The sequence below is a fragment of the Streptomyces sp. CB02959 genome (genome assembly GCF_002803155.1).
Lineage (GTDB): Bacteria > Actinomycetota > Actinomycetes > Streptomycetales > Streptomycetaceae > Streptomyces.
In genome coordinates this window covers 12,045-24,228 of sequence record NZ_NNBP01000013.1, presented here as the reverse complement: position 1 = coordinate 24,228, position 12,184 = coordinate 12,045, and the positions used below count along the sequence as shown (strand labels likewise).

General features: G+C 70.4%; 14 protein-coding genes and 1 pseudogene. 7 read left to right on the top strand and 8 right to left on the bottom strand.

What is annotated here, in order from left to right:
- Positions 1 to 61: 61 nt before the first annotated feature.
- Positions 62 to 1,018, bottom strand: a complete 957-nt coding sequence (locus CG747_RS21335) for a helix-turn-helix domain-containing protein (RefSeq protein ID WP_257980582.1) — start codon at positions 1,016 to 1,018, stop codon at positions 62 to 64.
- A 329-nt stretch (positions 1,019 to 1,347) separates the two neighbouring features.
- Here CG747_RS21335 and CG747_RS21330 point away from each other — a divergent pair, with 329 nt between their 5' ends.
- The 3 genes from CG747_RS21330 (at position 1,348) to CG747_RS48130 (ending at position 2,111) form a co-directional block, all read left to right on the top strand.
- Entirely contained in the window at positions 1,348 to 1,659 is a 312-nt protein-coding gene (locus CG747_RS21330; protein WP_100603398.1) for a hypothetical protein, read from the top strand.
- Positions 1,656 to 1,895, top strand: a complete 240-nt coding sequence (locus tag CG747_RS21325) for a hypothetical protein (protein ID WP_067355831.1) — start codon at positions 1,656 to 1,658, stop codon at positions 1,893 to 1,895. Before CG747_RS21330 ends, CG747_RS21325 begins: the two co-directional genes overlap by 4 nt.
- 78 nt (positions 1,896 to 1,973) lie before the next feature.
- Positions 1,974 to 2,111, top strand: a complete 138-nt coding sequence (locus tag CG747_RS48130; protein WP_374701796.1) for a hypothetical protein — start codon at positions 1,974 to 1,976, stop codon at positions 2,109 to 2,111.
- Between the two features lie 51 nt (positions 2,112 to 2,162).
- Here the strand turns inward: CG747_RS48130 and CG747_RS21320 are convergent.
- Positions 2,163 to 2,585, bottom strand: a pseudogene (locus CG747_RS21320) (histidine phosphatase family protein); the annotation flags it as partial.
- Positions 2,586 to 2,596: 11 nt separating this feature from the next.
- Positions 2,597 to 3,286, bottom strand: a complete 690-nt coding sequence (locus CG747_RS21315; RefSeq protein WP_100603397.1) for a restriction endonuclease — start codon at positions 3,284 to 3,286, stop codon at positions 2,597 to 2,599.
- 762 nt (positions 3,287 to 4,048) lie between these two features.
- Between CG747_RS21315 and CG747_RS21310 the strand changes: the two genes are divergently transcribed.
- A complete protein-coding gene (locus CG747_RS21310) occupies positions 4,049 to 4,627 on the top strand; it encodes a hypothetical protein (RefSeq protein WP_100603396.1) in 579 nt (192 codons plus the stop codon).
- 16 nt (positions 4,628 to 4,643) lie between these two features.
- On the opposite strand, the gene CG747_RS21305 is transcribed toward CG747_RS21310, so the two are convergent.
- From CG747_RS21305 to CG747_RS21295, 3 genes are all read right to left on the bottom strand, one after another.
- The gene (locus tag CG747_RS21305) at positions 4,644 to 5,123 is read right to left on the bottom strand and encodes a hypothetical protein (RefSeq protein WP_100603395.1); all 480 of its coding nucleotides are present in this window, start codon (positions 5,121 to 5,123) and stop codon (positions 4,644 to 4,646) included.
- A 77-nt stretch (positions 5,124 to 5,200) separates the two neighbouring features.
- On the bottom strand, positions 5,201 to 6,586 hold the full coding sequence (locus CG747_RS21300) for a Dyp-type peroxidase (protein ID WP_100603394.1): 1,386 nt from the start codon (positions 6,584 to 6,586) through the stop codon (positions 5,201 to 5,203).
- A gap of 75 nt (positions 6,587 to 6,661) precedes the next feature.
- On the bottom strand, positions 6,662 to 7,828 hold the full coding sequence (locus CG747_RS21295; protein WP_257980580.1) for a catalase family protein: 1,167 nt from the start codon (positions 7,826 to 7,828) through the stop codon (positions 6,662 to 6,664).
- Between the two features lie 302 nt (positions 7,829 to 8,130).
- On the opposite strand from CG747_RS21295, the gene CG747_RS21290 reads away from it, so the two are divergent.
- From CG747_RS21290 to CG747_RS48125, 3 genes are all read left to right on the top strand, one after another.
- Positions 8,131 to 8,808, top strand: coding sequence for a GAP family protein (locus CG747_RS21290; protein WP_100603393.1), 678 nt, complete (start codon positions 8,131 to 8,133; stop codon positions 8,806 to 8,808).
- Between the two features lie 148 nt (positions 8,809 to 8,956).
- Entirely contained in the window at positions 8,957 to 9,361 is a 405-nt protein-coding gene (locus CG747_RS21285) for a toxin-antitoxin system YwqK family antitoxin (RefSeq protein ID WP_100603392.1), read from the top strand.
- A 320-nt stretch (positions 9,362 to 9,681) separates the two neighbouring features.
- On the top strand, positions 9,682 to 9,825 hold the full coding sequence (locus CG747_RS48125; RefSeq protein ID WP_180985635.1) for a hypothetical protein: 144 nt from the start codon (positions 9,682 to 9,684) through the stop codon (positions 9,823 to 9,825).
- Positions 9,826 to 9,857: 32 nt separating this feature from the next.
- On the opposite strand, the gene CG747_RS21275 is transcribed toward CG747_RS48125, so the two are convergent.
- Together CG747_RS21275 and CG747_RS21270 are read right to left on the bottom strand one after the other, a co-directional pair.
- Positions 9,858 to 11,192: a Dyp-type peroxidase gene (locus CG747_RS21275; protein WP_100603390.1), complete on the bottom strand. Its 1,335-nt coding sequence runs from the start codon at positions 11,190 to 11,192 to the stop codon at positions 9,858 to 9,860.
- Positions 11,193 to 11,214: 22 nt separating this feature from the next.
- On the bottom strand, positions 11,215 to 12,150 hold the full coding sequence (locus tag CG747_RS21270) for a hypothetical protein (protein ID WP_257980579.1): 936 nt from the start codon (positions 12,148 to 12,150) through the stop codon (positions 11,215 to 11,217).
- Positions 12,151 to 12,184 lie beyond the last annotated feature (34 nt).

Genomic DNA, 12,184 nt, shown 5'->3' with positions numbered 1-12,184 from the left:
TACCCCGCACGACTCCCCCGCGCGGCAGCACCCCGACCGGCACCCGCTCGCGCCTCCCGGATCACGAACTCGCCGCCTGGCTGCGGTAGTCCCTCGGCGGAGTTCCGTACGCCGTGCGGAAGGCGCGGCTGAAGTCGGCCGCGCGGGAGAAGCCCCAGCGCGTGGCGATGGCGTGGACGGGGAGGGTGCGCAGCGCCGGATCCGCGAGGTCGCGACGGGCGGCCTCCAGGCGCCGCCGGCGGATCCAGGCGGCGACGGTGGCCTCCTCGCGTTGGAAGAGGCGGTGCAGATAGCTGATGGAGATGTGATGCGCCGCGGCGATGGCGGACGGGGTGAGTTGCGGGTTGTGGAGGTGTTCCAGGATGAACCGCTGCACGCGCAGGATGAGGGTCCGGGAGTGCGTCTCCTTCGACAGGGCGTGTTCGGCGTCGGCGCCGTGCGCGAGCAGCGCGGCGCACAGATCGACGAGGACCGAGCCCAACCGGGCTCCGTCGGTGGGCTGGTAGGGGGTGGTGTCGGAGATCAGCTGGGTGAGGAACTGCGCCAGCAGCGCGCCGATCCCTTCGTGCGCCGGCATCCGCCCGGGGAGCCTGCGGACAGCCAGGCCACCTTCCAGCGGCAGCAGCGCCTTGGGGATCTCGACGCCGACCGCCGTCACCGGCGCCCGGCCGGTGCGGACCTCCCACGGCACCGAGGAGTCGTTGATGTGCAGGTCGAGCGGTCGGTAGGCGGCCTCGTGGCCGTCCCAGTCGACGGTCCCCGTCCCCCTCATGACGAGCGAGAAGTGGCACAGCTCCGGATCGGACCGCCGGATCAGCTGCGGTGTGCGCCGGATGACCACCTGTTGGAACGTGGCCGGCCAGACGGACACGGCACCGAGGGCCAACACCCGCTGCGACGCCCGGAAGTCGTGGGCGTGGTCGCTCCTCAACCGTACGGGAGCGTGGGTGTTCCCCATACGCTCCGCCCAGAAGGCCAACCGGTCCGCCGCCGGCACGTCTTCACTTCGAAACACCATCTCGTCCAGCATGGGCTCTCCCCCCGTTCGTGCGCCCCGGAAGATCGAACCAAGCAGCGATAAGCATCCAATAAACGATTCCGTATCACGGAAGTTGGGGCGGAGTGAAGTTGACGACCGAGATCCTCGGACGGATGCGGATGCCCACGTTCACCGAGCTCCGCTCGCGTGCCCGTAGGGCGGCAGCCGGGCCACGAGCCCACCCGTGGACGCAAGTCGAGGTGACGTCTCTCGGGTCGGTCACCGCCGACGCGCGGCGATTGCTACGGTGGAGGGCGCGGACGGCGCGGACGAACCCCTTTGCGCCCGCAGGTCAGGTGGAGGATCCGATGAGCAGCTCCGGTCGGTCGTGGTCCGTCGACGGCATCTCCCACGCCCTGCCCCATTCCGAGTTGCGGGCGACGTTCATGCAGGAGGTCGCCTTCACCGACGTCCGCGAACTACCGGCCGTCCTGATCCGTTGGGTGAAGTTCATCGAGTCCTTCGAAGCCGACCGCGAACGGGTCGAGCACCTGCGCACGACGTTCCGCGGGGCCGGGAACCTCCCCTCCACCTACCGTGCGGGCCTGATCGACGTGAGCGCCGAGGAACTGCGTTCCGCCGCCGGCGAGGGCGGCCCCCGTGGGCGGGGCGCCGCGTGACCTACCGGCTCCACCTCGACCCCGCCCTCCACGCGACCTACAAGTCCCTCCCCGAGGAAGCTCGCCAGGACCTGTCGGTGCTCCTGCTGGACGCGCTGATCGACCCTCCCTCGCACTCCGAGCCCTACGGAACCGACGACGGGGTCATGCGGACCATCGCCCGCAGCCACGTCGCGGGCGTCATCCTCATCGGCGACACCGAAATCACCCTCGTCCAACTCACCTACGCGGGCTGACACGAGGCCGCCAAGGCGCCGCCGCCCGCCGCCGTCGGCGAGGCTCGGCCCCGTATTGAGCGAACGCACAGTGGTCGAGTGGTGCTCGCCGAGACCGCCGAACGGCTGCAGGTCGCCGCGCAGTTGAGCGCGCCCGCACACGCCGAGCGCGCCACGCGGCTCCGCGCGGAGGCCGCCGTGCGGCGTCGGTTCCTCGACGATTCCGGCACCGCGTAGGACCGCACGCCGCCCTGCCTGCCGGGCGGTGATGTGGCCCGACGGGCGGCCTCAGATGTGCAACTCGGGGGGAAACCCCGTCCAACGCAGCTCGACGGGCAGATGCCGCATGTCATTGGAGACGAGGATCGAGGCGGGTCGCCCCGGCGCGTAGCGGATGACGGTGAGTGCCCCGTTGCAGTGGTTGAGGCCGAGCCAACGCCACTTCGGCGCATGCATGACGTCCCGGACGAGCCAGGCGACGAGGAAGTTGTGGGTGACGACCAGTTCATACCGGTCTTCGTCGCCGTCCACCGGCCCGGTGAACAGGTCCAGCGCCTGGCGGGCCAGCACCGGTCCGTGATTCCGCTCCTCGTCGGTGGCACCGGCGAGGAAGCGGAGGTGGAAGTCTGCTGATTCGGCCGGGAGCTCGTCCTTTTCCGGTAGGTAGGGCACGTAGTCACCGGCGGCGTGCGAGACACGCAGCGGGACGTTGCGGACACGACCTAGCCCCAGGGCGGGCGGCCACCGCCGAGCCAACGTGCCAGGCCGCGTCCGTCGACCAGGCGGAGCGGTTCGGACAGTGAAGCGTTGGCGAGCTCGGCGTCACGGGTGAAGCGGGACGTCGTGACGATGACGGCGTGGTCACAGCGGTGGTAGGCGCGGTAGGTGCCGTTCGCGGTGTAGATCGCGGGGGCACCGACCCGGTTGCCCTCGGCGTACCGCTTGCACTGGACGGCGATGCGGCGGCCGTCGCGCAGTACGACGAGGACGTCCAGCCCGCGATCGTTTGCGCCGCCGGACACGGTGGCGGAGCGGACCGCGGGGTCCCGGCGGGCGAGGTCGGCCACCGCGTACTCGAACTGCGTGCCGGTCATGTGCTGGAAGGCGGCAAGGGTGTGGGTGACGTCCTGACCGGGCCCAGGAGAGCCGGGGAGGTGGAGGCGGCCGGTGCAGGCCAGGTAGACCAGTGTGGCGGTGGCGAGGATGCCGAGAGTGGCGGTGGCGACGGGGTGCTCGCGGGCGACCGCGACGACCGCTGCGAGAACCAGCGCGGCGAGGACGAGGCGCGTGGTGGCCTGCTCGCGTGCGCGGCGACGGGCAGCCTGACCGCGGGGCCGGCGGGCGGCCCGGACCCGGGGGCGGCGGGCAGGACGTCGGGAAGTGCTGCGTCGCCGTCGGGCTCGCGTGGTCATGCAAGATCCTCCCCTGTCGGGCCGGGTGCCCCCTCGCGGCCGGGCGCCACGTAGCGGCTTGCTCCTTGACGGTGCCTGGCCTGGCCTGCCCGGCCCCGTGCCGTCCGACGGCGGTGCGAGCGGCGTTCACTGCCCGGACTGCGATACGGCGTGCACGAGTTGGGAGCCACCGGCGGGACTCCCCCACCCCCTCTTGTGTAGCCCGAACCAGGGTGCTCCGTGGCACGGTTGCAAAGGCTTGGCGCGATTCGGACCGATGGCTGGATAGGGCCGCGGCATGTCGGCGGCAGCAGAGCGAACAGCGATTTCCCGGGCGGGCTTCGTTCTTGCCGGACCTTCCAGCCGGCAATCGCCGACGGGCATCCCTGGCGCCGTTCCCGCTCGCGAAGGCCCGATATGGAGGTCTCGCCGCCAGGTTGCGGTGCGCGTATCGCTGAGGGTGGCGTACCGCGCCCCGGCCCGCCGGCCGGCCCGTTTCCGGCCGCGACCAGCCGTGCCGGCGTCCCGGGCGGTCCTTGCGCCACCCGCACGCCACAGCGTGGTTGCGGGTGCGAGCGGCAGGTGGTGGTCTCGGAGCTGTATCGCTCACCTGGGAGGACCACGATGGACCGCTCGTCCAGCCCGCCCCGTTGCGTGGCCGCCGTTCTGGCCGCAGGCATCCTGATGGCCACAGCGGCATGCTCGACCAGCAGTCCGTCGAGGTCGGCGGCGAAGTCCGCATCGCCGGGCGCGAAGCTCACCGGGAGTCAGGCCCAGGCTGCCTTGATCAGCCCTTCCGCTCTGGGCGCTCAGTGGAACCCCGCCGGCGGCGGCAGCGACCGTCAGGACACCCTGCTGAAGAGCAAGGCCAACAAGGCCGACTGCCAGACATTCCTGGAGCGGCTGAGGTCGGGCAACCTCATGGGAGCCACCCCCTCGGCCAAGGCCACCGAGGCTTTCGCCCAACCGTCCAGGAGCGCCAGGATGACGTACCAGGTGGCTTCGTACTCCCAGGCCGATGCCGACAAGGGCATGGCCTGGCTGAAGACCCTGCCGAACGTCTGCGACGGGTTCACCGCCGTGGACACATCGGGGAACAAGGTGATCGCACAGGTCTTCCAGACGTCGCTCCCCAAGGCCGGCGACGACCGGTTCGGCGTACGGATGTCCATGGTCAGCACCGTGCAGGGCCTCAAGACCACCCTGGCGCTCGAAGCAGCTGCCGCACGGGTCGGGCCCAACGTCATCTCCGTGACCAACGGCGGGCTCGGCGGAGCCGGGCATGCGGACACCCAGCAGGCCATCGGGAGCGGCGCGCAACGCCTCCAGAAGGTGCTCGCGGGGCAGACGCCGCCAGGCTGATCCGCTGCCTGCCGGATCAGCCCGCCGCGTCGAGCAGCTTCTGAAACGCCTCGTTGACGGCCACTGCCTTTTCGAGGTCCTTGATGGTGGCGTCGGGGATGGTGCGGAAGTACGAGCATGCGGTGGCCTGGTGGGCCACGATGGCATCCTTGATGTGGGGATCCGAGATGCCCGGGTAGTCCTCCGTGTGCTGCAGGATGGCGTCGAAGACGTCGGGAATGTACTTGGCGAAGTCGTCGATGTAGGCGTCCCAGTCACCGTCGAAGTTCGTGGCGAACATCAGCCGCGTGTCGTCGTCGAAGAGGACCCAACGGGCGTCGTGGAGCGTGCCGATGCGGGCGCTCATCTCCTTGCGGCGGTCCTCGAATCCCGGCTGCTGGAAGACCTCGCGGATCTGCTGCCCGTGGCCTGGCTTGACGGTGAAGAACAGGGTGAACTCGTTGGTCCTGCCGTGCCGGAGCCCGGGGCGGGTCTGCTTTCCGGTGTTGGTGGTCATGTCGGGCGGCCCTTCTGGGGGTGCTGTGGAGGTGCCTGTGCCCGAGGGAGCCGCGACTCCGGTGCCTGGCCCGCCGCTCAGGTGTCGAGTTCGGCCAGCCAGTTCAGGGCGCGGATGCCGGGCATGAAGAGGTACTCACCTCCCCTGGTGAGGGCGAAGCGGGGCAGCTGCTGGAGGCGTCGGCGGACCGGGCGCCGGGGGATGGTGAAGGTGCCGGTGCCGTCGTTGTCGCCGATGACGGGGTCCTTCTCGGTGCCCAGGCCGACGAAGTCTCCGTCGTTGGCCCACTGCCCCTTGATGAACTCGAACTGCCGGACCAGGTCGGCACCCATGAAGATGAAGACGATCCCGCGCTCGACGCCGTCGTCCTCCAGCGCTCCTTCGGGGAGCATGGGGCCGTACGTGGTGCCGCGGCGCAGAGCGCGGTGGAGACGGACGTCCACCATGGTGTCGGCGAGGGCGTCGCGGGGGTTCATCCGGCGGATGTGGGAGCCCAGGGGGCAGCGCAGGCCGGCGGGGTCGTCCTGCGCATAGCCGAAGTCGTTGGCGCGGGTGGGGTCGGCCGCGAGGTCGGGGTCGTCGTGGTCCGGGGCGAGGACCAGGGGTGCGCCGCTGCGCCACCGGCCGACCATCTTGGCGGCCAGCAGTTCCTCCTCTTCGGGTGAGGAGGCGTTGTCCCTGAGGTAGCGGCGGAAGTCGGCGACCTTGAGGTGGAGTTTGCGGAAGGCCACGTAGGTGCCGTTGCGGGCCAGCGTCTCCGGTTGGGGCATGGCGGCGAGACGGCCGAGCTGGTTCTCGTAGCCGAGGAGGAATTCGCCGGCCTTGATGGTGGGTCCGAAGCCGGGCAGGTAGCCGTGCGGGTCCCGGCCCGCCTGGAGGATGCTGGCCACGCCCGCGCCTTCGACGTCGGGTTCGCCGATGCCGTCGACGAAGCCGAGATGGGTGCGTCCGGTGGGGAGTTGGGAGGCGTCGAGCCGATAGAGCATCCGCACGCCGGGCAGGCTGCGCAGGGCCGCTCGCCCCACGTCCAGCACCGACTCCAGCGCCGCCGTGTCCGGGGCGAAGGCGGACAGGGCGAGGTGGACGTCGGGGCTGCCCAGCGGCGCGTCCCAGTGCTCGGGGCCGTTCTCACCGGTGTCGCCGAGCCGGGCGGCACGGGCGGCCATGCCCTCGCGGAAGGCTTCGGGGAAGCTGTCCAGCGATGCCTGCGGAACGCCCAGGGCCTGTAGCCCTGAGTGGCTGAGCGCCACGCTCAGCCACGCGCTGCTCGGCGGATCCCACCAGCATGCGGCCGAGGCGACATGCGGCACCAGACGCGCCAGCAGCCGGCGGCCGTCCACCGGATCGTCGACACGCAGCAGGAAGTAGGCACCCACGTACGGGGAGGGACGTTGCCGCAGCAGCGTCCCCTGGATGTCGTCCAGCTCCAGTTCCTGCGGTCGGCGCGTGGTGGTGTCTGCCATCGCGTGCTGTCTCCCTGCTGTCGGGGAACGGGCCCTGGCTGCCTGCGGCGGTCCGGGGGCAGTGGTGGTCCGGGTTCAGTGGTGGATGAGCGGTGCCTTCAACGGCAGTGCCTCGTCCGCGGTGCGCGGTTCGCGTCGTTCCTGCTGGTTGAGGCGGTGGCGCAGGAGTGAGGAGCGGCGGTAGACCTCCTTGCGGGCGCGCATCATGCGGCCCAGTGGACGGTGCGCGGCCGTCACCCGCCACGGCGTGAAGGACAGCGCGTCCATCCGCCGGAGGTTCTCCGCCCCGGAGATGTCCTGCTGAGGCAGACGGAGCTTGGCCACGGTGACGTACGGGGACAGCTCTTCGGGCCATTCGACGGTCACGTCCTCCACCGGCATGCGCTCCAGGTCGACGCAGAGCTGGACCTGCAGGTCGAAGGTGTACGGCCGCTTGCCGAGCTCGGCCGCCAGGGCCGGGCGGAAGACCTCCGCCGCGGACGTGACGTCCATGCGCCGCTCGGCCACGATGGCCGCGCACGCCGGGTCCGGGGCGATGCGCACCTTGGCGATGTAGTCGCCGTGCCGCACCGCGGCCATCGTGGTGTAGGTCGACAGCAGCAGGTTCACCAACGGGCGCTGCGACACCCGGAGGAAGGCCAGGAACTCCTCCCAGGCCCAGTCGTCCTCCGCCAGCGTGCCCTTCCCCGTCACGTAGTCGCGGTAGAAGCGGTGCCGGCCGCGCGCACCCTCGGCCATGTAGGCGTTCGCGTCGAGGAACAGCTCCTGGATGAACAGGTAGTGCCGCAGTGTGTTGCAGAAGAACACCGGAGCGTTGATCGTGTTGTAGTCGAACGTCCGGGTGTCGGGTTCGTCGTCCAGCAGCGTCGGCCCGTCGACGTCGAACATCTTCAGCCCCAGCCCCGTGGCCCGCCCGAGGCGCGCATCCGCTCCGGCGTGCGGAGAGCCGTTGGAGAACCGCAGTACCGCGTCGTGCCGGCCGGGCACGGCATAGATGCCCTGGGCGTACTCCTCGGGCAGCCCGTCCAGGATCTGCACTTCTCCCCGGACCAGCCCGTACCCCTTGGCGTGCGCGTCGCGCACCGCCTGGCCGGTGCCCTCCGCGGCCACCGAGCCGGTGATGTAGTGCTCCATCCGCGCGATGATCGTCTGGAGGTTCGCGTCGAAACCCGGCTCCTCGACCTCTACGTCCGGCGTGTAAGGGATGAACCGCGGCGACATCTCGACCATCTTCTTCCGCACCCGCCACCAGTGGCAGACGGCGCCTCGCCGACCCTCGGGAACGGCCGGCAGAACCGCCTTCCTCCACCTCCACCGTAGGCGCGCCCGCTGCCCGACCGCGCGCCGAACCGCCCGCGGCGGCTCCCCAGGCGCCGGCTCCTCACCCGTTCGACGCCCGGTGGCGCGCCACCCCACCGCCCTCCGCCGACGATGAGCGAGGGACCACGCGATGTGCAGCCCGGTCGAACCGCGCCTGGTCCGCCGGAGCCGGCTGACGCAGCGCAGGCTCCGGCCGCTCGTACCCCATCCGTCCGGAGGCCCCCGTGGGACACGCCGTGGGCGACGTACTCGGCTTGGCCGCCGGCGTCGCAGTCAGCCCGCTGCCCATCGTCGCGATCATCCTCATCCTGGCCACCCCGCGCGGACGCCTCAACGGCCCGCTCTTCGCCCTCGGCTGGCTCCTGGGGCTGGCGGCACTGGGAGTGATCATGCTGGCCGTGGGCGGCTCCGGCGGCGCCCACGGCCACAAGCAGCCCGCCACCTGGGTGGGAGCCCTCAAACTCGCCCTCGGCCTGCTCCTGGTCCTGTTCGGCGCCCGGCAATGGCGCCACCGCCCCACCGACCCCTCCCAGGCACAGCTCCCGAAGTGGATGGCCGCGATCGACCGCTTCACCCCACCCAAGATCCTCGGACTCGGCGCGGCGCTGTCGGCGGCCAACGCCAAGAACGCCCCGCTCACCCTCGCCGCAGGCGCGTCGATCAGCTCGGCCGGAATCCCCGTGGCCCAGCAGGTCGGGGCACTCGCCGTCTTCGTGCTCGTCGCCTCGGTCGGTGTCCTCGCTCCGCTGGCCGTCTACCTGTTCATGGGCGAGCGGGCCCAGCGCGTGCTCGGCAACTGGCGAAACTGGGCGGCACAGCACAACACCGTCGTGATGGCCGTCCTCTTCTTCGTCCTCGGCCTCAAACTGCTCGGCGACGGCATCAGCATCCTCGCGTCCTGAGTGCGTCGGGGAGCCCCTGTCCGCGACACCGGCTTCGCCGAGTGCGCCTCCCCTGGCGCTCCTCGGCGCCGGACGGTCACGGACCGGACGTCACACGACCACGCCTGGGCGCTGCCCCGTGCGCCCACCGGGTTGTACGGTGACCCGCATGACGCGGCGAGAGCACGACCAGGAGGCGCGGGAGGCGCAGAGCCCCCAGGCATCAGACGGTGCCCCGGCCCACCTGCGGATCGACTGGAAGCTGGACCGCGACGACATCGACGACGGCGGCATCGACGGGCCGCCGCTCACCTACAAGGGCGTTCCGTTCACCGGCGAGGTGGTGGAAGCCATCGGTGATCAGCTGCTGTATCAGGACTTCTACGTCGACGGCTACGCGCACGGGCCGACCCGCTCGTTCTGGGCCGACGGACCGTTGATGTCCGAGGGCCTCATGATATGGGGCCGGTGCAACGGCGTGTTCCGCTCCTGGAACCACGAGGGCACCCTGGCCGGGGAGCAGGTCTTCGACGCCGAGGGCGACTTGATCGAGGTCCGCGGGAAGCCGCGCTAGAGCTCGCCGGCCGGGTGGTCGATCCGTTCCGGGAAGGGGGCTTCGGGGTTCGGGGCGACCATGAAGGCCGGAGTCGTACCGGACATGCTGAGGTATCCGTTGATGCTCTGCCTGACGCCGAACCCGTATCCGTCGGGGCTGCGCGCGAACCCGTGAAGCGGCGGCGAATCCCTGAAGGTCCGCGTCGTCCAACCCCGTTCGCTCCAGACACACAGTGGCCAGAGCCGATCCGCACCGCCGCAACCGTCACGTCCGGATACGTGCTGTGCTACGAGTGCGACGGCCTGGGGCGATGCCCCGGGTGCGGGGGCCGCGGCTGGGTGCCGGACGAGACGCACGGCCGGAAGAACTGCCGTGCATGCCACCGGACCCGCGTCTGCCTGATCTGCCGGGGCGCGGCCGAGCTCCCCGTCTCCGACCTGTCCTCGTACCAACGCGGCTACTACCCCGAGTTGGACCGGTAGAGGGGCTGCCCTCGGCGGCGCGGGCCTCCTCGTCAGTCCTGGAGGTCGCCGAGCCAGCGCAAGGCTCTCAGGCCGGGCAGGAAGCAGTACTCACCGCCCCGGGTGACGACGAACCGGGGCAAGGGGGCAAGGCGCCGCCGCAGTGGCCGCCGGGGGATCGTGTAGCCGGCTTCCCCGTCGGCGGCTCCGACGACGGGGTCCCTTGTGCTGCCGGCCCCGAAGAAGACTCCGTCGTTCATCCATTCCGACTGGACGAACTCGAACTGCCGCCCCAGGTGCGCGCCGACGAACGCGAACATCAGGCCGCGCTCCGCCCCGTCGTCCTCCAGGACCCCTTCGGGCAGCGGTGGGCCGTAGACCGCGCCGCGCCGGATCATGCGGTGCAGCCGCACCTCTCCCGCCACCGAGGCGTCGCGGGGGTTGGCCCTGCGGATGTGACAGCCGCTCGGAGTGGTGAAACCCAGTGGATCATCCTGTTCGTACCGGAAGGAATTGCGCCGGGACGGGTCGGCACCGAGTTCGGGGTCGTCGCGCTCCGGGGCGAGTGCCAGGGGAGCTCCGCTGCGCCAGCGGCCCATGATCTTCGCCGCGATCAGTTCCTCGTCCTGGGGGTCGGCTGCGTTGTCCCGCAGATAGCCTCTGAACTCGGCGACTTTCTGGTGGAGCTTGCGGAAGACCGCGTAACTGCCGTTGCGACCCAGCACGGTCGGTTGCGGTGTCTGTGCGCCGCCGATCTCGTCCGGATATCCGAGGACGAACTCGCCGGCTTTCAGGGGAACTTCCAGCTGATTGGAGCCGGGAATGCCGCTGCCTTCGACGGCCGGGTGGCTGACGCCGTCGCGATAGCCGAAATGCTCGGTCTCGGTGGGCAGGGCGTGACAGTCCTGCCGCCAGATCGCCGTCACGCCGGGCAGGCGGTCGTAGGCGGACCGGGCACGCTCCACCGCGGCCTCCAGGAGCAGCGAATCGGGCGCCACCGCTGCGATCACCACATGGACGTCGCGGGTACCGAGAGGTGTCTCCCAGTGCTCCGGACCGCTCTCACCGACATCACCGAGCTCCTTGGCCCGGGCGGTCATTCCCTGGCGGAATTCCCATGCGAAGGTGTCCAACGACGAACGCGGCACGCCGAGCGCCGCCAACCCGGCGTAGGTGACGGCGACGCTCACCCAGGTTTCCCCGAGCGGACTCTCCGGGTCCGCGACGGAGGTCACGGTTCCGCTGAGCCTTCGCATCAACTCCCGTCCGCCGGCCCGGTCATCGATGCGGAAGACCAGATACGTCGCCGCGTAGGGCGTCGGCCGCGGGCTCAGGACTCCCCGCTGGATGTCGTCGAGTTCCAGTTCCACTGTGGTGGGCGCGCTCACTGCCGGCCTCCTTGCGGGATCGTCACGACACGAGGTTCCGCCAGAAATTCCGCAGGCTGTCGTCGGCGCCGAAAAGCGTGCTGAAGATCGTCGAGTCGGCAAGGAGTACGTTGCCGGCCCGGTCGCCGCCGGGTGGCATCCACAGGAACATGTTGAACTCGCTGTTGCCTTCCTCGGTGAACGGGTGCGGCCGGGACGTGTCGATGGGTTGCCGCGCCAGCACATGGATCGCCTTCGGCTCTTCCGTTGTCACGGCGTAATGCGGCAGATGCATGTGGAAGTTGAAATTCGTGACCCCGCGCAGCCAGCCCTTCGCATCCAGGTCGCCGATGGTCGACAGGGGCGCGATCCGGTCGTCCGCGCCGACGGCGGGGCGCAGTCCGTAACGGTTGACGACCGGCACGCCCAGGCCCGTCATCAAGTCCCTGACATAGGTGGCGAATCGCTGCTGGCGTGGCACGAGGGGATCACCGTGATGGCGGTACTCCATGTCCCGCACGGAGGGATCGTCCGACGCGCCGACGTCGTGGTGGGGCCCCAGGACGAGGCAGGCGTCCTCCCGTGCGAGGAAGGCCCGCAGCGCCTCGACCTCCCCCGGCTGTGCCACCTGTCCCGTGATCACGTGATCCAGTCCGAAGACGAAAAGGACGTCGGTGTCCGCGAGTACCCGTTCATCCAGCGGTGTGCGGAATCCGGCCTGGTCGATGCGCTGATACACGGGGACGGGGTGCCCGGTGACCTCCTCGACGAAATCCTGGAACGGCTCCCAGGCCCAGAAGAACAACTCCAGTGACCCCGCGATGCCCTGCTGGAACCGATACGGGTCGGACCATTTCGGGTCCTCGTAGGCCGGCCACGCCACCCGCCTGACCTCCGTCATGGTGGAAAAGCGATTGTCCAGATCGGCCGCGCTCCGGCCCGCCTCGGCCGGATAACTCCACGAGACGTAGATGCTCACGCGCCGCCCGCCCGGCGTGTACGCCCGCGGAACA

Coding starts and splice junctions, on each gene's coding strand:
- CG747_RS21335 (WP_257980582.1), bottom strand. CDS start 1,018: ATGGTGTTTCGAAGTGAAGACGTGCCGGCGGCGGACCGGTTGGCCTTC.
- CG747_RS21305 (WP_100603395.1), bottom strand. CDS start 5,123: ATGACCACCAACACCGGAAAGCAGACCCGCCCCGGGCTCCGGCACGGC.
- CG747_RS21300 (WP_100603394.1), bottom strand. CDS start 6,586: ATGGCAGACACCACCACGCGCCGACCGCAGGAACTGGAGCTGGACGAC.
- CG747_RS21315 (WP_100603397.1), bottom strand. CDS start 3,286: ATGACCACGCGAGCCCGACGGCGACGCAGCACTTCCCGACGTCCTGCC.
- CG747_RS21330 (WP_100603398.1), top strand. CDS start 1,348: ATGAGCAGCTCCGGTCGGTCGTGGTCCGTCGACGGCATCTCCCACGCC.
- CG747_RS21285 (WP_100603392.1), top strand. CDS start 8,957: ATGACGCGGCGAGAGCACGACCAGGAGGCGCGGGAGGCGCAGAGCCCC.